Source organism: Candidatus Effluviviaceae Genus I sp., assembly GCA_016867725.1.
Classification (GTDB): domain Bacteria; phylum Joyebacterota; class Joyebacteria; order Joyebacterales; family Joyebacteraceae; genus VGIX01.
Window position 1 is genome coordinate 15,731 of the sequence record VGIX01000007.1, and the last position, 19,804, is coordinate 35,534.

Annotated in this window: 19 protein-coding genes; 17 read left to right on the forward strand and 2 right to left on the reverse strand. The window is 70.5% G+C overall.

The window, feature by feature from the left end:
* The first annotated feature begins 3 nt into the window (after positions 1-3).
* Positions 4-834 carry a hypothetical protein gene (locus tag FJY74_03270; protein MBM3307323.1) on the forward strand — a complete coding sequence of 277 codons (831 nt, stop codon included), beginning with the start codon at positions 4-6 and terminating at the stop codon, positions 832-834.
* Between the two features lie 11 nt (positions 835-845).
* Positions 846-1,784 (forward strand): PHP domain-containing protein, encoded by a 939-nt coding sequence (locus FJY74_03275; GenBank protein MBM3307324.1) that lies wholly within the window; start codon positions 846-848, stop codon positions 1,782-1,784.
* Here FJY74_03275 and FJY74_03280 read toward each other — a convergent pair.
* Complete coding sequence (locus FJY74_03280) at positions 1,744-4,266, reverse strand: UbiA family prenyltransferase (GenBank protein MBM3307325.1); 2,523 nt, start codon at positions 4,264-4,266, stop codon at positions 1,744-1,746. The genes FJY74_03275 and FJY74_03280 overlap by 41 nt on opposite strands.
* 212 nt (positions 4,267-4,478) lie before the next feature.
* Here FJY74_03280 and FJY74_03285 point away from each other — a divergent pair, with 212 nt between their 5' ends.
* From FJY74_03285 to FJY74_03330, 10 genes are all read left to right on the forward strand, one after another.
* Complete coding sequence (locus tag FJY74_03285) at positions 4,479-5,282, forward strand: hypothetical protein (protein ID MBM3307326.1); 804 nt, start codon at positions 4,479-4,481, stop codon at positions 5,280-5,282.
* Between the two features lie 49 nt (positions 5,283-5,331).
* Complete coding sequence (locus FJY74_03290; GenBank protein ID MBM3307327.1) at positions 5,332-6,984, forward strand: hypothetical protein; 1,653 nt, start codon at positions 5,332-5,334, stop codon at positions 6,982-6,984.
* A 171-nt stretch (positions 6,985-7,155) separates the two neighbouring features.
* A complete protein-coding gene (locus tag FJY74_03295; protein MBM3307328.1) occupies positions 7,156-8,319 on the forward strand; it encodes an aminotransferase class I/II-fold pyridoxal phosphate-dependent enzyme in 1,164 nt (387 codons plus the stop codon).
* Between the two features lie 153 nt (positions 8,320-8,472).
* Positions 8,473-8,835 carry a dihydroneopterin aldolase gene (gene folB / locus FJY74_03300; protein MBM3307329.1) on the forward strand — a complete coding sequence of 121 codons (363 nt, stop codon included), beginning with the start codon at positions 8,473-8,475 and terminating at the stop codon, positions 8,833-8,835.
* A gap of 7 nt (positions 8,836-8,842) precedes the next feature.
* Complete coding sequence (gene folK, locus FJY74_03305; GenBank protein ID MBM3307330.1) at positions 8,843-9,358, forward strand: 2-amino-4-hydroxy-6-hydroxymethyldihydropteridine diphosphokinase; 516 nt, start codon at positions 8,843-8,845, stop codon at positions 9,356-9,358.
* A 13-nt stretch (positions 9,359-9,371) separates the two neighbouring features.
* On the forward strand, positions 9,372-10,016 hold the full coding sequence (locus tag FJY74_03310) for a deoxynucleoside kinase (protein ID MBM3307331.1): 645 nt from the start codon (positions 9,372-9,374) through the stop codon (positions 10,014-10,016).
* Positions 10,013-10,825 carry a 3-methyl-2-oxobutanoate hydroxymethyltransferase gene (panB, locus tag FJY74_03315; protein ID MBM3307332.1) on the forward strand — a complete coding sequence of 271 codons (813 nt, stop codon included), beginning with the start codon at positions 10,013-10,015 and terminating at the stop codon, positions 10,823-10,825. Before FJY74_03310 ends, panB begins: the two co-directional genes overlap by 4 nt.
* Before the next feature lie 8 nt (positions 10,826-10,833).
* Entirely contained in the window at positions 10,834-11,676 is an 843-nt protein-coding gene (locus FJY74_03320; GenBank protein MBM3307333.1) for a pantoate--beta-alanine ligase, read from the forward strand.
* Between the two features lie 16 nt (positions 11,677-11,692).
* On the forward strand, positions 11,693-12,187 hold the full coding sequence (locus FJY74_03325; GenBank protein ID MBM3307334.1) for an HIT domain-containing protein: 495 nt from the start codon (positions 11,693-11,695) through the stop codon (positions 12,185-12,187).
* Complete coding sequence (locus FJY74_03330; GenBank protein ID MBM3307335.1) at positions 12,184-12,630, forward strand: LytR C-terminal domain-containing protein; 447 nt, start codon at positions 12,184-12,186, stop codon at positions 12,628-12,630. Before FJY74_03325 ends, FJY74_03330 begins: the two co-directional genes overlap by 4 nt.
* Here FJY74_03330 and FJY74_03335 read toward each other — a convergent pair.
* Entirely contained in the window at positions 12,627-14,501 is a 1,875-nt protein-coding gene (locus FJY74_03335; protein ID MBM3307336.1) for a SurA N-terminal domain-containing protein, read from the reverse strand. The genes FJY74_03330 and FJY74_03335 overlap by 4 nt on opposite strands.
* A gap of 224 nt (positions 14,502-14,725) precedes the next feature.
* On the opposite strand from FJY74_03335, the gene fusA reads away from it, so the two are divergent.
* From fusA to ruvB, 5 genes are read left to right on the forward strand one after another with little or no spacing between them, the layout of a single operon-like run.
* A complete protein-coding gene (fusA, locus tag FJY74_03340; protein MBM3307337.1) occupies positions 14,726-16,810 on the forward strand; it encodes an elongation factor G in 2,085 nt (694 codons plus the stop codon).
* 41 nt (positions 16,811-16,851) lie between these two features.
* The gene (locus FJY74_03345; protein MBM3307338.1) at positions 16,852-17,607 is read left to right on the forward strand and encodes a YebC/PmpR family DNA-binding transcriptional regulator; all 756 of its coding nucleotides are present in this window, start codon (positions 16,852-16,854) and stop codon (positions 17,605-17,607) included.
* 4 nt (positions 17,608-17,611) lie between these two features.
* Positions 17,612-18,109, forward strand: coding sequence for a crossover junction endodeoxyribonuclease RuvC (gene ruvC, locus FJY74_03350; protein MBM3307339.1), 498 nt, complete (start codon positions 17,612-17,614; stop codon positions 18,107-18,109).
* Positions 18,106-18,699, forward strand: a complete 594-nt coding sequence (ruvA, locus tag FJY74_03355; GenBank protein MBM3307340.1) for a Holliday junction branch migration protein RuvA — start codon at positions 18,106-18,108, stop codon at positions 18,697-18,699. Before ruvC ends, ruvA begins: the two co-directional genes overlap by 4 nt.
* A gap of 18 nt (positions 18,700-18,717) precedes the next feature.
* Entirely contained in the window at positions 18,718-19,749 is a 1,032-nt protein-coding gene (gene ruvB, locus FJY74_03360; protein ID MBM3307341.1) for a Holliday junction branch migration DNA helicase RuvB, read from the forward strand.
* Positions 19,750-19,804: the final 55 nt, after the last annotated feature.

Genomic DNA, 19,804 nt, shown 5'->3' on the forward strand with positions numbered 1-19,804 from the left:
CCGATGCAGACGATCCAGAACGCGCTCACGAAGGCGTTTGACATCTTCCTGCGGCCGTACGAGCTGTTTCCGCCGATCGTCGGGCTTCTCGTCGTGTCGGCGTTGACCGGCGTGGTCATGCTCCTCATCTTCGGCCGCGCGTCCGACCAGGCGAGGATCGCGCGGGCGAAGGACCGGCTCAAGGCCCACATCATGGAGATGTGGATCTTCCGGAGCGACCCGCGCGCGATGTTCCTCGCCATCGGCGGGGTCGCGCGGCACAACCTCGTGTACCTTCGGCACTCCCTGCGCCCCATCGTGTTTCTCCTGGTTCCCGTCCTTCTCATCATGGTGCAGCTCGGCATCAGGTACGCACACGGGCCGGTGCCCGTGGGGGCAACGACCCGCGTGACCGCGTACCTCCGCGAGGGGGCCGCGCCCACCACGACGCCGATGACGCTGAGCGGACCGCTTGGTGTGCGCGTGCTGTCGCGGCCGCTCCGGGTGGATTCGGAAAGACGGGTCGTCTGGAACGTCCTCGCGGAGACTCCCGGGGAGCATCGGCTGACCCTCGAGACGCCCGGCGGCCGTCTGACGAGAAGTCTCGCGGTGGGGCCCTTGCAGCGCGTCGGCAAGGTGAGGGCGGTCGCGGCGCGGGAGGGCACGTGGGACGCGTTCCTGTATCCGTCGGCGACGCCGATCCCGCGGGACTCGGTCGTCGAGCGCATCGTCGTCGAGTACCCGCCGCGCGATCTCCGCGTGCTCGGCCTGAACGTCCACTGGCTGGTCGTCTTCTTCGCGGTGTCGGTGGCCGTCGGGTACGCGCTCAAGGGCGTCTTCGGGATCGAGGTCTAGGGGAGGGCCGGATGGGCGAGGCGATGGGCGGGATCGACCTTCACGTGCACACGACGGCGTCCGACGGGAGCCTCACGCCCTCGGAGGTCGTCGCGCGGGCGTCCGGCCTCGGGCTTGCCGCCATCGCCGTCACGGACCACGACTCGGTCGGGGGCGTCCCCGAGGCGCTCGCGGCGGGGGCGCGGCACGGCCTCGAGGTCGTCCCCGGCGTCGAGATCGGCATCGCGCACGAGCCCGGGCGCGGGCTCGTCGAGGTGGACATCCTGGGCTACTTCGTGGACCATTCGGACCCCGAGCTTCGCGACGTCCTCGCGCGCATGCAGGCGGCGAAGAACGGGAAGCTCGCGCGGCAGGTCGAGGTCCTCGCGGCGCACGGCTATCCCATCGACGCTGCCGAGGTGGAGCGGGAGGCGGCCGGCGACACGGTGCGGCGCCCCCACATCTGGAAGGTGCTCCACCGGCATCACGCGGGGCTCGAGGCGCAGGAGTTCTTCGACAGGACGTCGTTCGGGGGCGAGTGGCACGTGCCGAAGTCGTTCGGCGTCACGCTCGAGGAGTGCGTGGCGCTCATCGGGCGGGCGGGCGGCGTGCCCGTCGTCGCGCACCCCGGCTGCTACAGCGCCGCGTTCGACGGGGGCGGGTCGCTCATCGATCCGGCGGTGGACGCCGTCATCGCCGTGTGCGCGGGCGCCGGCGTGCGCGGTGTCGAGGTGTACTACCCGTACGACCGCAGCCGCCCGCACGGAGACGGGCGGCCCCTCATGACGGCCGCAGAACTCGCGTCCGTCCATGAGCACTACGCGTCCGAGGCCGGCCGGCACGGTCTCGTGGCGACGGGCGGCACCGACTTCCACGGCGCGAGCAAGCCGGAGATCGAGATCGGGGACGTGCCGGTGCCCTACGGGGTGCTCACGGCGCTTCGGGCGGCGCGCCCGCTGCCGTCGTCGTGATGCGGCCGAGCGCCTGACGCGCGGGGGAGAACGAGGGATCGAGCTCGAGGGCGAGGAGGTACTGCCTCCTCGCTTCTTCTTCGCTGCCGAGGGCTTCGTAGACCTGGCCGCGGTTGTAGTACGGGTCCACCATGCGCGGCGCGAGACGTGTGGCGGTTTCGAGCGCCTCGAGCGCGGCGGGGAACTCGCGCCGTGAGCGGTGGGCGGTCCCGAGGTTGTTCCAGAAGACCGGTTCGCCCGGGTCGAGCCGGACGGCCTCGCGGAACTCGCGGACCGCGTCGTCGAGGTCGCCCGCGAGGTGGTGGAAGCGAGCGAGCGCGTCGCGGGCCTGGGCCGAGTCGGGTTTGCGCGCGACGGTCGTCCGGTACTGGTCGCGCGCGTCGGCCTTCCTGCCGAGCCGGTCGAGGGCGTCGGCAAGGCGGATGCGGGCGGGAACGTCGGGCTGCCCGAGGCGGAGCGCGCTCACGAAGGCCGTGACGGCCGTCGTCGGGTCACCCCGCCCGAGCGCGTGCTCGCCGAGGAGCGCGAGGAAGACGCGCGGCTGGACGTTCCGGCGGACCGCCTCGCGGAGCCCGAGCTCGGCGCGGTCGGCGTCGCCGGCGTCTGACGCGCTCATGGCGAGGTACTGGCGCGTCACCGAGGAGGACGGGTCGAGCGTCACCGCCCGCCCCAGATAGTGGAGCGCCTCCTCGCTCCGGCCGCTCTCCGAGAGCGCCGCGCCGGCCCGGCGCTGGAGATCGACGTTCCCGGGGAGCATCGCGGCGGCCGGCGCGTAGTAGGCCGCGGCGGTCTCCCAGTCGTGCCTGGCCTCGGCGTTCCGGCCGAGGAGCGCGAGGGCCGCGGCCTGCGCCGCGGGCGCGCGCGGCTCGACGAGCCGGTCGAAGCCCCGGAGCGTCACTGCGCCGACGAGCGCCGTGAAGGCCAGGCACGCGGCGAGCAGCAACTCGTCGAGCCGCCGGCGGCGCCAGAGGAGCGCCGCCGCGCCGCTCGCCGCGCCCAGCACGACGGCGGGGGCGGCCAGCGCGCGAAAGGGCAGCAGGACCGGCACGACGAGGTAGCCCGCGAGCACGAGCGCGGCGACGGCGGCGCGCCCGCCGCGCGGCCCCAGGAGCACCGGGAGCGTCCACACCCCCGTCGCGCGGTCGCCCTCGACGTCCTTCAGGTCCTTCGCCGAGAACCCGAGCCCGAACGCGAGCACGATGGTCCATCCCAGCCTGAGCGGGAACACCGCGGTCGCCCGCTCCTCGGCGAACGCGCTGAACCCCGCGAGGCAGGCGAGGAGCGAGATGCACCCGAGCGCGAGGGTCGCGAGCACCGGGAACCGCTTGAGGTGGAGCGGCGGCGCGGAGTAGATGAACGAGAGCGCGAGCGCGAGCGCGACGAGCAGGAACGTCGAGTACTTCACGTTGAGCGCGAAGAGGAGCGCCGCGGCCGCGGCGGCCGCGGCGAACCTCGCAACGTCCCCCCGGCCGAGCGCGCCGGTGACGAGCGGGCGGTCCGCGCCGACGATGCGGTCGCTCTCCTCGTCAACGAGGTCGTTGAGCGCGACCGACGCCTGGAACGCGAGGAACACCGCAAGCAGGGTCCCCGCGACCCCGAGCACATCGCCACCTACGCCGAACCCGACGCCCGTCGGCGAGACGAGCGCCCACCCGCACGCGATCCCGAACGCGGCCATCCCGACGTAGTGGACGGACCTGAGCGGGCGCACGTTCCTGACGAACGCGGCCGCCTTGCGCGGCGCGTGGAGCGCGTACGCGAGGCAGCCGAGGAGCGTCGAGGACATGAGGAACAGGAGCGCGAGCTTCCGGCTCTCGTCGGCCACGATGCCGCCGGCCTTGAACGCGGCGCGGTACACGATCTCCGGCGACGCGCCCGAGGCGGCGAGCGCGCGGCCGAACAGGCGCGCGTACGCCATCGGGAGGATGCCGTGGGCCGCGAGCACGACGTACACGCCCGCGAAGGCCAAGATGCTCCGCGGCCAGCTCCGCGTCTTCAGGCGGACATAGACGAAGGCCAGCGCGCAGGCCGCGACGATCTCGACGCGCTGACCCTGCGAGACGCGCTCGAAGCTCGCGCGCGGGTCGAAGAACCGGACGAACACCGACGAGAGGTCCGTGAGGTAGGTGATGGTCGCGCCGTGACCGCCCGTGAGCAGATGGTCGAGAAACGGGGGCAGGAGCACGAGCGCCCACGCCGGGGTCATGACCTTCATGACGGACCCGACGCGCTCGCGCGCGAGCGCGGCGAGCACGAGCGCGACCGCGAGGAACACGCTCGCGTAGAAGAACAGGAAGTGGTCGAGCACCATGAGGGCCGAGGGCGAAGCGTGGTAGACGAACCCGACGGACCCCGTCGGCCCGAGCGCGCCCTCGAGGAGGTTCCGGAGCGTCACGAGCGCCACGAACGCGAGCGCCCAGTACGCCGGGTGCAGGGGAGACCGCTCGAGTGCCGTGACGGCGGCGAGAAGGCGCGCGCGCATGGTGTCCTCCGTGATGGGTGCGCCGCATTGTAGCAGGAAGCCCCGGCGCCGCCAGCGGCCTTTTCGGCGCAGGCTGGGTCTTGACAACCCGGGCGGGCAGGCGTACTGTGCGCTGCGCAGATTGCGGGCTTGGATGTACTGGTGCCACCGGACGTGGCGGTCTCGACGGCGGGGGTTCCGGAGTCCCGTGCGATCCGGAGAGAGGAGGCCCTGTGAGAGTTCTTACCGTGGGGTGTGTGCTGGTCGCTCTGGCGCTCTCCGCGGCGTGGGCGGACGCGGCCCTCGAGCTTCGGACGTGGACGACGCCCGCGGCCGCTCCAGCGACGGGCGCTCCCGTGAGCAGCTCGACGACGTTCACGATGCGCTCGCGGCTCGGCGGCCCGTTCGCCGGCCGCGCGACGAGCACCTCGTTCTCGCTGTGGGGGTGCAGCGCGTACACGCCCGTCGAGGTGGCGTTCTTCGCGGTGTCGGCGGCGCCGGACTGCGTGACGCTCCGCTGGAGCGTCTCGTCGCTCGACGACATCGCGGGCTTCAACGTCTACCGCGCGCCCGAGTTCGGCGGCCCCTACGCGCGGGTCAACGACGAGGTCCTCCCGCTCGCCTCGCCCTCGTCCTACGACGACCGCTCCGTATGGCCAGGGAGCGAGTTCTGGTACGAGCTGTGGGCCGTCCGGTGGGACGGGTCCGAGGAACGCCTCACCATGGACCCGGTGAGCGTGACCACGGGCGGGACGCTGCAGACAAGGCTCCACGCGCTTGCCCCGAACCCCTTCACGGACCAGGCGCTGATCCAGTTCGACGTCGCGTCGGTCGGCGCGGAGGTCAGTCTGCGCATCTACGACGTCGCCGGTCGCGTGGTGCGCGAGATGTGGCCGGACTGCCCGCGCCCCGGGAGGTACTCCGTGGCGTGGGACGGCACGAACGACCGCGGCGGGAAGGTCGCGTCGGGTGTCTATTTCTGCCGGCTCGAGTGCGGCGGAGTCGGCGACCTGCAGCGGGTGGTCGTTCTCAGGTAGCGTGGGGACGGCGGTGATCGCGGGCGTTCATCAGAAGAGGAGGCACCTCATGAGCGGGATGGGTTTCGTGCGTCGCGGGCTCTGGCTTGCGCTGGCCGCGGCGGTCGTGTTCTCGGGGATCGCGCTCGCGCGGTCCGTCGTGCTTGAGGACGCGGAGTTCGCGCAGACGCCGGCGCCGGACGGCGACAGGAGCACGGCGAGCACGGTCTGGTTCCAGGGGTTCCTGGCCAACACCACGACCGGGCTTCCGATCAGCGGCTCGTACACGGTCGTGGCGCGAATCTACAACGCGGCATCCAGCGGGACGCTTCTGTGGGGACCCGAGACGCACTCGGGCGTGACGCTCACGGAGGGCTGGTTCAACATCGAGCTGGGCTCGATCGTCTCGCCGCTTCCGTCGTTCGCGAGCCCGCCGTACTACCTGCAGCTTCATGTGGGCGGTGAGGCGCTCTCGCCGCGGCTCAAGCTCGCGAGCGTGCCGTCGGCGCTGCAGTCGGCGACGAGCGACCTTCTGCCGTTCTCCGGGAGCTATGGCGGCACGTCACATGCGATCTCCATGACCCACACCGGCGCCAACTCCTGGGACGGGGTGTGGATCAGCAGGGAGAGCGGCACCTCGGGTGCAATTGCCCTGTACGTCAGGAACAACTCCGAAGACACCGTGTTCCGCGGCTTCCAGAACCGCACTGCGGTCACGGCGTCCGGGGCGCCCGTGATGGACGTGGACATCGCAAGCGCCAACAACGACAGCCCGGTGATCGAGGCAAACACCCCCGGCGCCGGGGCCGTGCTCCTCGGCGACACCAAAGGCGCCTACGGGATCGAGATCTACTCCGACGCCGCCGACATCGCGGCGAATGCAGACTGCCACGTGGTGCACGCGGTGTACGACGGTGTCACCCGGAGCGGCAACAACATCGCGGTGTACGGCGAGTCGAACACCTCCGACTTCTGGGGCATCGGGGGCAAGTTCGTGGGTTCCGGGATCGGCGTGCTCGGCTGGGCCGAGCATCCGGGCACGAGCGCCCTTGTGTACTACGGTGTCCTCGGCGAGGCGATGGGAGGAGACGGCTCCGGCACGAACTACGGCGTCTACGGCACCGCGTCCGGCGCCGGCACGAACTACGCGGGCTACTTCGCCGGCAACACGCACGTGAACGGGACGCTCACCAAGTCCGCGGGTTCGTTCAGGATCGACCATCCGCTGGACCCGGCGAACAAGTACCTCTCTCACTCGTTCGTCGAGAGCCCCGACATGAAGAACGTGTACGACGGCGTGACGACGCTCGACGCGGCGGGCGAGGCGTGGGTCGAGCTGCCCGAGTGGTTCGGCGCCCTGAACCGCGACTTCCGGTACCAGCTGACCTGCATCGGGGGGTTCGCACCCGTGTACGTGGCGGACGAGATCGCGCGGAACCGCTTCCGCATCGCGGGCGGCTCGCCGGGGATGAGGGTCTCGTGGCAGGTGACGGGCATCAGGCAGGACCCGTACGCCGAGGCGCACAGGATCCAGGTCGAGGAGGTCAAACCGGCGGGCGAGCAGGGCAAGTACAGCCATCCCGAGCTGTACGGCGCGCCGGCGAGCGCTGGCGTGGGGTACGACCCGCGGATGGAGCAGCGGAGAGCAACGGAGCCGAGTCGGCGGCCGGAGCGTCCGGTGTCGGTGGACGGTGAGGACCCGGCGCTCTCGTCGGCGAGGTAGCCGCGCTCCGGCGCCGGGACGGCCGGCTGCCGGAGTCGAGAGCGGATGTCAGGAGCACGGCCCGGCGGTGACGGTGGCCCTTGTCGGCCCGCGCCGCCGGGCCTTTCGTGTTGACGGGCGCGCGGGGGGCGGGCTAGCTTCGTGCCGCTCTGCAGCGTTCCCGGGGGGGGCATGAGAGCGTTCTCGCCCGCACAACGACTCGGCCGGATCCCGCCCTACCTCTTCGTCGAGGTGGACCGGGCGAAGCGCGCGCTCACCGAGAGCGGCGCGGACCTCGTTGACCTCGGCATCGGCGACCCCGACCTTCCGACGTTCCCGGAGATCGTGTCGGAAATGCAGTCGGCGTGCGCGGACCCCACGACGCACCGCTATCCGCTCGGCCGCGGCGAGCCGTCGCTTCGGCGCGCGTTCGCGGCGTGGTACGAGAAGCGGTACGGCGTTGCGCTCGACCCTGAGCGCGAGGTCGTCACGCTCATCGGCACCAAGGAGGGCATCGGACATCTGCCGTTCGCCGTGCTCGACGAAGGGCGGACGGCGCTCGTGCCCGACCCCGGCTACCCTGTCTACCAGGCGGCGTCGTGGCTCGCGGGCGGCGACGTCGTGCACATGCCGCTCGAGCCGGAGCTGGGCTTCCGGCCCGATCTCGAGCGGCTGCCGAGGAAGACCCTCGAGTCGGCACAGGTTCTCTTCCTGAACTACCCGAACAACCCGACCGGCGCGTCGGCCGACCCCGAGCTCTTCCAGCTCGCGGTGAATCTCGCGCACGAGCACGCCTTCCTGGTCGTGAACGACGCGTCCTATGCCGAGGTGCTGTTCGAAGGGCCGAGAGTGTCGGTGCTCCAGTGCGACCTGGCGAAGGACGTCGCGATCGAGTTCCACTCGTTCTCGAAGACCTTCAACATGACCGGCTGGCGCGCGGGCTTCGCCGTCGGGAGCGCGCCCGCGCTCGACGCGCTCGCCGCCGTGAAGTCGAACCTGGACTCGGGCGTGTTCACGGCCGTTCAGCGGGCGTGCGAGGCGGCGCTCGCGCTTCCCGAGACGCGGGTCCGGGAGCAGGTCGAGGTGTATCGTCGGCGCCGCGATGTTCTCGTCGACGGGCTCTGGAAGCTCGGCTGGCGCGTGCCGCGCCCGCACGCGACCTTCTACGTGTGGGCGCGGGTGCCGAGGGGCGAGGGTTCGCAGGGCTTCGCGATGCGGCTGCTCAACGACGCGCGCGTCGTCGTGACGCCCGGCGCCGGGTTCGGGCCGTCGGGCGAGGGCTACGTCCGCTTCGCGCTCATGGCCTCGGAGGAGCGCATCGCCGAGGCCGTTGATAGGATCGCCGGAATCCTGTAGTGTGTGGGCGCCTCGGGGACCCGGCCGCTGTCATCCCCGCGGGCGAGTTTGCGCCGTCTTCGGCGCTTGTCTGAGCCCCGCGGGGATGGACACGGCCGGGGCCCCCGCGGCCCGCGGGGATGACAGCGGCCTGGGCCCTGGAGAGAGGCGCTCATGACGACCTACAAGATCGCGCTCGAGAACATCCGTCTCTACGGCTACCACGGCGCGACGAACAACGAGCGCGAGCTGGGACAGCGCTTCGAGGTGGACGTCGAGATCACTGCCGACCTGTCAGACGCCGTGGCCAACGACGACATGAAGCGGACCATCAACTACGAGCACGTGTTCAGGCTCGTCGAGTCGGAGGTCGTGCGCGAGCGGCACCACCTCCTCGAGACGCTCGCCGCGAGGCTGGCCCGCGACATCGCTGAGAAGTTCGGCGCGACCGAGGTCCTCGTGCGCATCAGGAAACCGAGCGTGCCGATCGCGGGGGCGATCGACCACGTTCGGGTCGAGGTGGTGCACAGGGTGTAAGGCGCAGATGGAGAGGGTCTGGATCGGGTTGGGGTCGAACGTCGGGGACCGTCTGGCGCACCTGCGGCGCGGGCTCGGTTGCCTGGCGAGGCTCGCCGACACCACGCTCGTTCGCGTGTCGTCGGTGTACGAGAGCGAGCCGGTCGGGAAGACGGACCAGCCGTGGTTCCTGAACGCCGCGGCCGGCATCGACACGGGCCTTAGACCCCACGACCTGCTGCGCGAGCTCATGAGGATCGAGAGGCACTGCGGCAGGGAGCGCCTCGAGCGATGGGGGCCCCGGACGCTCGATCTCGACATCCTCGTGTACGGGGACCGCATCCAGTCCGAGGCCGGGCTCATCATCCCGCACGCGCGACTCGGTGAGCGCGCGTTCGTGCTCGTTCCGCTCGCCGAGATCGCGCCGGACCTCGTCGTCCCGGGCGACACGGTCACCGTCGCCGAGCTCGCAGAACGCGTCGGCGGGGCCGGGCAGGTCGTGCGGCGTGTCGGGGGACCGCCTGCTCCCGATCCGAGGACGTGAGAGAGGGGGGACCGTGGCGGGGAGGAACTACGTCGCCGTCGAGGGCGTGATCGGCGTCGGCAAGACGACGCTCGCGACGCTCCTGGCGAAGAAGTGGGGGGCGCACCTCAAGCTCGAGGTCGTCGAGGAGAACCCCTTCCTTCCGCAGTTCTACGCCGACATGCGGGCGTACGCCTTCCAGACGCAGCTCTTCTTCCTTCTCTCGCGGCACCGGCAGCAGGCGGACCTCAAGCAGTACGACCTCTTCATGGAGCGCGTCGTCTCGGACTACCTCTTCGCGAAGGACCGGATCTTCGCCAACATCACCCTGGACGACAACGAGATGGCCCTCTACACGCGGCTGGCCGACCTCCTCGAGCGCGACGTCCCGAAGCCGGACATCGTCGTGTACCTCCAAGCCTCGGTGGATGTCCTCATGGACCGCATTCGGCGCCGCGGGCGGCGGTTCGAGCGGGACATGTCGCGCGACTACATTCTCGCGCTCTCGGAGGCGTACAACCACTTCTTCTTCCACTACAAGGACACGCCGCTCATCGTGGTGAACACGAACGACATCGACTTCGTGGAGAACACCGCCGACTTCGAGGAGCTGGCGCGCGAGATCGAGGAGCACGACAAGGGCACGGCGTACTACGTGCCGATCGGGACGCGGACGTGAGCGACGCGCGCGGCAAGCGGACGGCGCCCTCCATCAGGGCGATGAAGGCGGCGGGGGAGAAGATCGCGGCCCTCACCGCCTACGACGCCATGACGGCGCGGATCCTCGACGAGGCGGGCGTGGACGTCCTGCTCGTCGGCGACTCGGCGGCCATGGTCGTGCTCGGCTACGAGAACACGCTCCCGGTGACGCTCGACGCGATGCTCGTCCTCACGGCGGCCGTCGCGCGGGCGAAGCCGCGCGCGCTCGTCGTCGGGGACATGCCGTTCATGTCGTACCAGGCGTCCGTCGCCGACGCGGTGCGGAGCGCGGGGCGGATGGTGAAGGAGGGCGGGGCGGAGGCGGTGAAGCTCGAGGGCGGGCGGAAGATCGCGCCGACCGTGAGGGCGGTGCTCGACGCGGGCATCCCCGTGATGGGGCACATCGGGCTCACGCCGCAGTCCATCCACGAGCTCGGCGGATACCGCGTGCAGGGCAAGGGCGACGACGCGCACGCGAGGCTGCTTGACGACGCGGCGGCCCTCGAGGAGGCCGGCTGTTTCTCGATCGTCCTCGAGGCGATGCCGTGGCGGCTCGCCGCGGACATCACCGCGGCCGTCGCGGTGCCGACCATCGGCATCGGGGCCGGCCCGCACTGCGACGGGCAGGTGCTCGTCGTGAACGACATCGTCGGGTACGTCGCCGGCCCGACGCCGAAGTTCGTGCGGCGCTACGGCGACGCGAAGTCGGTCGTCGCGGAGGCCGCGCGCCGGTTCGTCGGCGACGTGAAGGGCGGCGACTACCCCAGCCTCGACGAGAGCTACTCGTAGGGACGATCATGGAGACGCTGAGGACCTCCTCCGCGATGGCCGCCAGGTCGCGGGCGCTGCGCGCGGAGGACCGCGTCGTGGGGTTCGTGCCCACGATGGGCGCCCTCCACGAGGGGCACCTCTCTCTCATCCGCATCGCGTCCGCGCTCGCCGACGTCACCGTCGTGAGCGTGTTCGTCAACCCGACGCAGTTCGGACCGACCGAGGACTTCGACCGGTACCCGCGCGACCTCGAGTGCGACGCTGCGCTCGCCGAGGCGGCGGGATGCGACATCCTCTTCGCGCCTGAGCCCGCGGACGTATACCCTCGCGGCCACGCGACCGTCGTCCACGTCGAGCGGATGGGCGAGCGGCTCTGCGGCGCCGCGAGGCCGGGGCACTTCGACGGCGTGACCACGGTCGTGGCGAAGCTCCTGAACGTCGTGCGGCCGTCGCTCGCCGTCTTCGGGCAGAAGGACGGGCAGCAGCTCGCCATCGTCGAGCGCATGGTCGCCGACCTCAACATGGGCGTCGAGATCATCCGGGCCCCGACGGTGCGCGAGGCGGACGGGCTGGCGATGAGCTCGCGGAACGCGTACCTGTCGGCCGAGGAGCGGAGGGAGGCGCCGGCGCTGTACCGCGCGCTCCGTGAGGCGGCCGCGCTGTACGAGGGCGGCGAGCGCGACGCGCGCGCGGTGGTCGGGGCCGTCCGGAGCCTCATCGAGTCGGGATCGCGGGCCGCCGTGCAGTACGTCTCGGCCGTGGACGCCGCGACCCTCGAGGACGTCGCGGAGCTGCGTCCGGGGACCATGATCGCGGTGGCGGCGCACTTCGGCGGGACGCGCCTCATCGACAACATCGTGCTGCCCTAGCGGGCCGGGGGCCTTCGTGGACACGCTGTGGGCTCCGTGGAGAATGGAGTACCTCATGTCCGACAAGCCCGGCGGCTGCATCTTCTGCGACAAGCCGCGCGCCGGCGATGACGACCGGAGCCTCATCGTCTTCAGGACCGGCCTGTCGTTCGCGCTCCTCAACGCGTACCCGTACAACAACGGGCACCTCATGGTCGCGCCGCTCCGGCACGCCGCGACGCTCTCAGAGCTCTCGCGCGACGAGCGCGGCGACCTCATCGAGGCCGTGGCGAGGGCGGAGCGGATCGTCGCGCGGGCCCTCGCGCCCCAGGGGATGAACGTCGGCGTGAACCTCGGCCACTGCGCGGGCGCCGGCGTTCCGGGGCACGTGCACGTGCACCTCGTGCCGCGATGGGAAGGGGACACCAACTTCATGCCGGTCGTGGGCGGGACGCGCGTGATCCCGGAGTCGCTCGGGGACACCCTGGCGAAGTTCCGGGCCGCTGACGCGGAACTCGGAGGCGGGGGATGAGCCGGAAGCGAGACAGGCGCCGGGGCGGCGGGCGCGGGGCTTCGTTCACCTACACGATCGGCGCGGTGGTTCTCATCGGCGCCGTCGCGTTCTTCGCGCTCACGTACTACGGGCTCTTCGAGTCCAGCGCGTCGCGCGACGTCCCGACCACCGTGCTCGTGCTCAACGGCTGCGGGGTCGAGGGTCTCGGCCTCCGTGCGGCGAAGCTCCTTCGATCGCACGGGTTCGACGTCGTGGATTACCGGAACGCCGACCGGCCGGACTACGCGCAGAGCATCGTCATAGACAGAGCGGGCGACACCGGCGTTGCACGCCATGTCGCCCGCCTGATCGGAACCGGCGGCGTGATCCAGCAGATCCCGGACACGCCGCTCGTTGACGTCGTCCTCATCGTCGGGGCCGACCACGCCCGCTATCTCGGGACCTCGTCGGGCGGCTCCTAGTATCCGTACCCCACGCTCGGCGGCTGCTGCTCCCGACCGCCGGACGCGAAGTAGATGTCCCGGTAGTCCTCGATCTTCGTCCGCCTCGTCAGGCCGTCCATCCAGGCCGACAGAAGCTCCTGCCGTCTCCGCTGAAGGAGCTGGTTCCCGATCTCGACGCGCTGCGCCTGGAAGCCGTCCTGACTGGCCGCGATCTGCTCGTCGGCCTGGATGACGAAGTACCGCTCCGGGCTCTCCGTCTTCACGGGCCCCGTGACGGTCCCGACGGGCAGGCTGAAGCTCGCCCCGATGGCCTCGTTGCCGCGGCCGACTCCGGGCACGAAGTCGCGCCGCGAGAACGGCGCGGTCTGTCGAACGGTCGTGCCGTACTGCGCCGCTGCCTCTTCCAGGGTCCTGCCCGAGCGAACGGCGCCGGCGATCTCGGTCGCGATCGCGAGCGCCCGTTCGCCCTGCCGTCGCGCCGCCAGCGCGAGCTTGACGGGGTTCACGCCGCCCGTGGCCTTCGCCTCCGCCTCAAGCTCGTCGTACGTCGGAACGCCCTTCTTCGTCTTCTCTGCGACCTCGAACGCGTAGACGGCGTCGTTCGTCGTCATCGGCCCGAAGAGGAACCCGGCGCGCTCCTGGAAGGCGAGCGCGACGGCCGTCGGGGCGCTCCCGATGCCCGGGACGTTCCTGCCCTCCGGGAAGCGGGGGGTCCTGTCGGCCCGCAGCCCGAGGCTGTCCGCGGCCTGCGCGAGTCCGGCGCTCTTCGCGCGAGTGAGCAGCTGCACCGCCGCGTCCTCGATCGCCGCGAGCGTCTGCTCGCTGGCTCGGACGCGCATGAGGATCCCGCGCAGCCTGACCTCGGTCTCGCCGCCCGCCCGCCTCCTGTCCTCGACCTGCACGATGTAGTACCCGGCGTCAGTCCTGAACGGTTGGCTGACCTGGCCGACGGCGAGCGCCTGCGTGGCCTCCGCGAACCCCGGGGGCATCGCGTCGCCTCGCATGGTGCCGAGGTCGCCGCCGGCTTGGGCGGTCGGGTCCTCGGAGTACACCTTCGCCAGGTCTCCGAACGCCTCGCCGTCGCGGACCGCGTCGGCGATGTCCTCGAGTCGCGCGATCACGTCCTGCTCGTCGTCCCTCGTCGGAGTCCTGGGGAACCGCACGAACACGAGCGACGCCATCGGCGGACGCTCGTACTCGGCCTTGTGCTGCGCGAAGTACGCGCGGGCCTCGTCGTCGGACGGCATGACGTCGTCGAGCGGGACGGACGCCGGATCGACCACAACGTACGACACGGCGACCTTCTGGTTGCGCGTGATGTACTCGCTCCACACCTCGTTCTCGTTGACGAACGCGGCCGCCTGGATCTCCTGCTGGAGCACCTGCTCCTTGAGGACCCTCCGGTAGTACTCGGCCACGCCCTCCCACCGCTCCGGATGCAGCTGGATCTCGCGGTGGTAGAGGTCGAAGTCGAACTGGCCGTTCTCCTTCTGGAACGCCGGCGATCTCAGCACGACGTCGGGCGGGTTGTTCCACAGGATCTCGAAGACGTGCTGGTCAGAGACGTTGATGCCGAGCCTCTCGATCTCCTGATCGATGAGCGCCTGCTGCACCAGCGCCTGCCAGGTCTGGTCCTCGATGGCCGCCCGGATCTCGTCGGTCACCTGCGCGCCGGCCTGGTCGGCGTAGGCCTTCAGGTTGGACCGGAGGGCGTCCGCGTAGTCCTGATAGCGGACGGAGGCGGCGCCCACGCGCCCGATGACGCCCTTGGACGGGCCGGAGCGAGATCGCTGGACTCCCTTGCCCCAGACGGCGAACGTGAAACCGAGGAAAGCCACCACGACGATCCACAGGATGGCCTTCGTGTTCGAGCGGAGGGCGGCAAGCATGCGAAACCCCCTGGCGATTCCCGGAGACATGGCAACGACGAGCGACGGGCGCCGAGGCGGCCCGCGCGTGACGCCTGACGATACCATGCGCGCGCCCTGGTGGCAAGGGGCATGTCGGACTTTCGGGTTGACTGGCCCGGGGAGGGACTGCTACCCTCTCACGTTTGTCATAGTGCAATCGGAAGCGACGAAGGCCCTCGGGGCACCCTCCGGAAGGACCGAACATGAAGTCACCGTCTCCCAACAAGATCAGGAACATAGCCGTCGTGGCCCACGGGGGCGCCGGCAAGACCACCATCTCCGAGGCGATCCTCTTCGCGGGAGGGGCTCTGCAGAGGATGGGAAGCGTCCAGGACGGGTCGTCGGCGCTGGACTACGCGGAGAACGAGAAGCGCCGGCAGATCAGCATCAACCTGGGCGTGGGCCACTGCGACTGGCACGGCACGAAGCTCAACGTGCTCGACTGCCCAGGGTATGCGGACTTCTCCGGCGACATGCGCGCGGGCCTTCGCGTGGCCGACGGAGCGGTGGTCGTCGTCGCGGCGCCGTCGGGCGTGGAGGTGGGGACCGAGCTCGTCTGGCAGTATCTCGAGCAGCACGCCCTTCCCCGGATCGTCGCGGTGAGCAAGATGGACAAGGAGCACGCCGACTTCCGCGCGTGCGTCGAAGCCTGCGCCGAGACGCTCAGGGCCCGCGTTGCGCCGGTCATCGTGCCGATAGGATCCGCCGACAAGCTCGAAGGCGTCGTGGACCTCGTCGAGCAGAAGGCGTACGTGGTCGACAAGTCGGGCGCCACCAAGAAGCAGGATGTGCCCGCGGGCATGGCCGACGAGGTCGCCGAGTGGCGGGCCCGCCTCATCGAGGCGGCGGCGGAGTCGAAGGAAGAACTCATGGAGAAGTTCTTCAACGAGGAGCCTCTCTCCGCCGAGGAGATCATGGACGGCCTGCGCGCCGGAGTCCGACAGGCGAGCGTCGTGCCCGTCGTCGCGATGGCCGCGCCGTCCCGCGTCGGCATCGAGCCCCTCATGAACCTCCTCGTGGGCATCTTGCCGTCGCCGGCGAACGTCGGTCCCGCCAGGGGCACGAAGCCGGGGTCGGACTCGCCCGAGGAGCGAGCCTGCGATCCCAACGGCCCGTTCTCGGCGTTTGTCTTCAAGACGGTCGCCGAGCAGCACGTCGGTGAGCTCTCGTTCATCCGCGTGTACTCCGGGACGGTGAGCGCGGGGAACGATGTCCTGAACGCGACGCAGGACGAGGGCGAGCGCATGGGCCCCATCCACGCGATGACCGGCCGCGAGCGCAAGGAGATGGAGTCGCTGTCGGCCGGCGACATCGCCGCCGTCGTGAAGCTCAAGAACACCTCGACGGGTGACACGCTCTGCCTGAAGAACGCCCCGATCGTCTTCCCCGGCGTCGAGTTCCCGAAGCCGGTGCTCTCCGTCGCGGTCCGCGCCAAGTCGAAGGCCGACGAGGAGAAGATCAACAGCGGGCTCTCCAAGCTGCACGAGGAGGACCCGACGTTCACGATGGTCTTCGATCCCGTCATACGGCAGACGATCATCTCGGGGCTGGGGGATCTGCACCTCGATGTGATGATCGAGAAGCTCAAGGACAAGTTCGGGGTCGAGGTCGAGACCGAGAAGCCGAAGATCGCCTACCGCGAGACGCTGAAGGGCAAGGCCGAGGCTGAGGGGAAGTACAAGAAGCAGACGGGCGGCCGCGGGCAGTTCGGCGTGGCGTGGCTCAGGGTCGAGGCGCGCGAGCGCGGCGCGGGCTTCGAGTTCGTCGACGAGATCGTCGGCGGCTCGATCTCGCAGAAGTTCATCCCGGCCGTGGAGAAGGGCGTCCTCGAGCGGATGTCGAGGGGCGTCATCGCCGGGTATCCCGTGGTGGACGTCCGGGTCGCCGTGTACGACGGCAAGATGCACCCGGTCGACTCGTCGGAAATGGCGTTCAAGATGGCCGGCTCGCTCGGGTTCCGAGATGCCGCCGCGAACGCGAAGCCGGTGCTTCTCGAGCCCATCTACCTGCTCACGGTCCGCGTGCCGGACGAGTTCATGGGCGATGTGATGAGCGACATCTCGTCGCGCCGCGGCCGCATCCGTGAGACGGGGCAGGAGGGCCGCTACCAGGTCGTGAAGGCCAACGTGCCGCTCTCGGAGCTCTACAAGTACTCGACGCACCTCCGCTCGATGACCGGAGGCAGGGGGTTCTGCGAGCAGGAGTTCTCCCACTACGAGGATGCGCCGCCGGACGTTCAGGCCAAGGTCGTCGCCGAGGCCGGGAAGGTGCAGGAGGAAGACGAGTAGCCCGCGCCTCGTCGGGCGGTTCCGTCAGAGGAGGGTCCCGGATGTCCGGTCACTCGAAGTGGCACACCATCAAGCACAAGAAGGCCGCGATCGACGCCAAACGCGGCCGCATCTTCAACAAGCAGGCGCGCCTCATCGAGGTCGCGGCGCGGAGCGGCGGGCCCGACCTGAGCACGAACATCCGCCTCCGGGCGGCCGTGCAGGCCGCGCGCGACATCAGCATGCCCAAGGACAAGATCGACAAGGCGATCGCCAAGGGCTCCGGGCAGGTGGAAGGCGCGCGCTACGAGGAGATCGTGTACGAGGCGTACGGACCCGCCGGCGTGGCGCTCATGCTGGACGTCCTCACCGACAACAAGAACCGCACCGTCGGCGAGATCAGGCACATCCTCATGCGGCACGCGGGCCGGTTGGGCGAGGGCGGAAGCGTCGCGTGGATCTTCTCGCAGAAGGGCGTCATCTCCGTGCCGTCCGCCGGCAACGACGGGGACAGCCTGCTCGAGATCGCGCTCGAGGCCGGCGCGCAGGACATCTCCGACGAGGGTGAGACCTTCGAGATCACGACGGACCCCAAGAGCTTCTCGGCCGTTCGCGAGGCGCTCGAGAAGGCGGGCGTGACCGTGCAGCACGCCGAGCTCGCGCGCGTCGCGAGCACGGCGGTGCGGCTCGAGGAGAACGACGCCCGCAAGGTGCTCAAGCTCATGGAGGCGCTCGAGGACCACGACGACGTCCAGAGCGTCTCGGCCAACTTCGACATCCCCGACGAGGTCCTGGCCGCGATCAAGGACGAAGGATAGCGCCGTGCCGGCGAAGCTCGTTGTCCTCGGCATCGACCCCGGGACCATCGTGACCGGGCTCGGCGTCGTGGCCCTCGACGAGGACGGGATGCGGGCCCTGTGGTGGGGGAGCGTCCGCAGCTCATCGGCGACGCCCCTTCCGGAACGCCTCACGAGGATCCACGCAGAGATCGTCTCGCGCATCGAGCGCTTTCGCCCCGACCACGTCGCCGTCGAGAACGTCTTCCAGGCGAGGAACGTCGGCGCCGCGCTGAAGCTCGGCCACGCGCGGGGCGTCGCGCTGCTCGCCGCGGCCGCCGCGGGCGTTCCGATCTTCGAGTACGCCCCGAGAGAGGTGAAGAAGTCCGTCGTGGGCATCGGCTCGGCGACGAAGGAGCAGGTGGCCGCGATGGTCGTGAGACTCCTCGGTCTCGGCGCGCCCGAGATCGCGGAGGACGAGTCGGACGCGGTGGCGGTCGCGGTGTGCCACATCCACAAGACGGCGAGGGTGTCTGCCGGATGATCTCCGTGCTCGAGGGGACGCTCATCGAGAAGCGGCCGTCGGACGTCGTCCTCGACGTGGGCGGTGTGGGCTACCGCGCGGCCGTGCCGCTCTCGACGTACCGAGGCCTGCCCGACACGGGAACCAGGACGCGGCTTCTCACGCACCTCATCGTCCGGGACGACGCGCTCGAGCTGTACGGGTTTCTCACGTCCGCGGAGCGCGAGATCTTCCGCGCGCTGATCGGCGTCACGGGCATCGGCCCGAAGCTCGGGCTTGCGGCGCTCTCCGGGCTGTCGCCCGACGTCTTCCACCGCGCGGTGATCGACGAGAACCTGGGGCTTCTCACGAGCGTCTCGGGCATCGGCAAGAAGACGGCGCAGCGCATGATCGTCGAGCTCAAGGAGAAGTTCTCCGGGATGGACGTGAGCTCGATCGGGGGCGGTGAGGGGGCCGGCCGCGAGGAGGCCGGCGACGCCGTTGCGGCGCTCGTGCAACTCGGGCTCACGCGCGCGTCGGCGCGCGAGGCGGTCCTGCGGGTGCGGCGCGAGGCAGGCTGCGACCTCCCGATCGAGGAGGTCATCAAGCGCGCCCTCCGGAAGTCCGGATAGCGCTGGGGGGAACGGAGCATGGGCGACCCGGGCGTCCCGCGCGTGACCACGCCGCGCGTCTCGCCGGAGGACCTCCGGTACGACAGGGAGCTCCGCCCGTCGGCGTTCGTTGAGTTCGTCGGGCAGAAGACCATCAAGGACAACCTGAGGGTCTTCATCGAGGCGGCGAAGAAGCGCGGCGAGCCGCTCGACCACTGCCTCTTCTACGGGCCGCCCGGACTCGGGAAGACCACGCTCGCCCACATCATCGCGACGGAGATGGGCACCGAGCTCGTCGCGACGTCGGGGCCCGTCATCGAGCGCGCGTACGATCTCACGGGCATTCTCACGAACCTCAAGCGCGGCGACGTCCTCTTCATCGACGAGATCCACAGGCTCCAGCACGTGGTGGAGGAGTACCTCTACCCGGCCATGGAGCAGTACGCCGTGGACATCGTGCTCGACAAGGGGCCGGCGGCGCGGAGCGTGAGGCTGAACCTCGAGCACTTCACGCTCGTGGGCGCGACGACGCGGGCGGGGCTTCTGACCTCGCCGCTCCGGTCGCGCTTCGGCGTGTCGCAGCGTCTCAACTACTACGCGCCCCCGGAGCTGGCCGAGATCGTGCTGCGCTCCGCGCGCATCCTCGGCGTGCCCGTCGACGACGGGGGCGCGCTCGAAATCGCGCGGCGCGCGCGCGGGACGCCGCGCATCGCGAACCGGCTGCTGCGGCGCGTGCGGGACTTCGCGGAGGTCGAGGGGGACGGGCGCGTGACCGCGACGGTGGCGCACGAGTCGCTCCTCAAGCTCGAGGTGGACGAGCGCGGGCTCGACGAGATGGATCGGCGCATCATGGAGGTCGTCATCTTCCGGTTCAGCGGGGGCCCGGTCGGCGTCAAGAGCCTGGCCGTGGCCGTCGGCGAGGAGTCGGAGACGATCGAGGAGATCTACGAGCCGTTCCTCATCCAGGAGGGGCTGCTCAAGCGCACGCCGCGCGGGCGCGAGGCCACGCCGGCGGCGTTCGAGTACTTCGGGAGCCCGAAGAGCGGCGGGGAGCAGGGCACGCTGCTGTAGCGGGCTGCTGGGATGGTGGCCGGGGCGGATGGAAGCCTCCGCCACCGCAGGCGCG

Excerpts from the sequence above, each read along its gene's own strand:
- FJY74_03270 (MBM3307323.1), top strand. The coding sequence starts at position 4 with ATGCAGACGATCCAGAACGCGCTCACGAAGGCGTTTGACATCTTCCTG.
- FJY74_03275 (MBM3307324.1), top strand. The coding sequence starts at position 846 with ATGGGCGAGGCGATGGGCGGGATCGACCTTCACGTGCACACGACGGCG.
- FJY74_03280 (MBM3307325.1), bottom strand. The coding sequence starts at position 4,266 with ATGCGCGCGCGCCTTCTCGCCGCCGTCACGGCACTCGAGCGGTCTCCC.
- FJY74_03290 (MBM3307327.1), top strand. The coding sequence starts at position 5,332 with ATGAGCGGGATGGGTTTCGTGCGTCGCGGGCTCTGGCTTGCGCTGGCC.
- FJY74_03295 (MBM3307328.1), top strand. The coding sequence starts at position 7,156 with ATGAGAGCGTTCTCGCCCGCACAACGACTCGGCCGGATCCCGCCCTAC.
- folB (MBM3307329.1), top strand. The coding sequence starts at position 8,473 with ATGACGACCTACAAGATCGCGCTCGAGAACATCCGTCTCTACGGCTAC.
- folK (MBM3307330.1), top strand. The coding sequence starts at position 8,843 with ATGGAGAGGGTCTGGATCGGGTTGGGGTCGAACGTCGGGGACCGTCTG.
- FJY74_03320 (MBM3307333.1), top strand. The coding sequence starts at position 10,834 with ATGGAGACGCTGAGGACCTCCTCCGCGATGGCCGCCAGGTCGCGGGCG.
- FJY74_03330 (MBM3307335.1), top strand. The coding sequence starts at position 12,184 with ATGAGCCGGAAGCGAGACAGGCGCCGGGGCGGCGGGCGCGGGGCTTCG.
- FJY74_03335 (MBM3307336.1), bottom strand. The coding sequence starts at position 14,501 with ATGCTTGCCGCCCTCCGCTCGAACACGAAGGCCATCCTGTGGATCGTC.
- fusA (MBM3307337.1), top strand. The coding sequence starts at position 14,726 with ATGAAGTCACCGTCTCCCAACAAGATCAGGAACATAGCCGTCGTGGCC.
- FJY74_03345 (MBM3307338.1), top strand. The coding sequence starts at position 16,852 with ATGTCCGGTCACTCGAAGTGGCACACCATCAAGCACAAGAAGGCCGCG.
- ruvA (MBM3307340.1), top strand. The coding sequence starts at position 18,106 with ATGATCTCCGTGCTCGAGGGGACGCTCATCGAGAAGCGGCCGTCGGAC.
- ruvB (MBM3307341.1), top strand. The coding sequence starts at position 18,718 with ATGGGCGACCCGGGCGTCCCGCGCGTGACCACGCCGCGCGTCTCGCCG.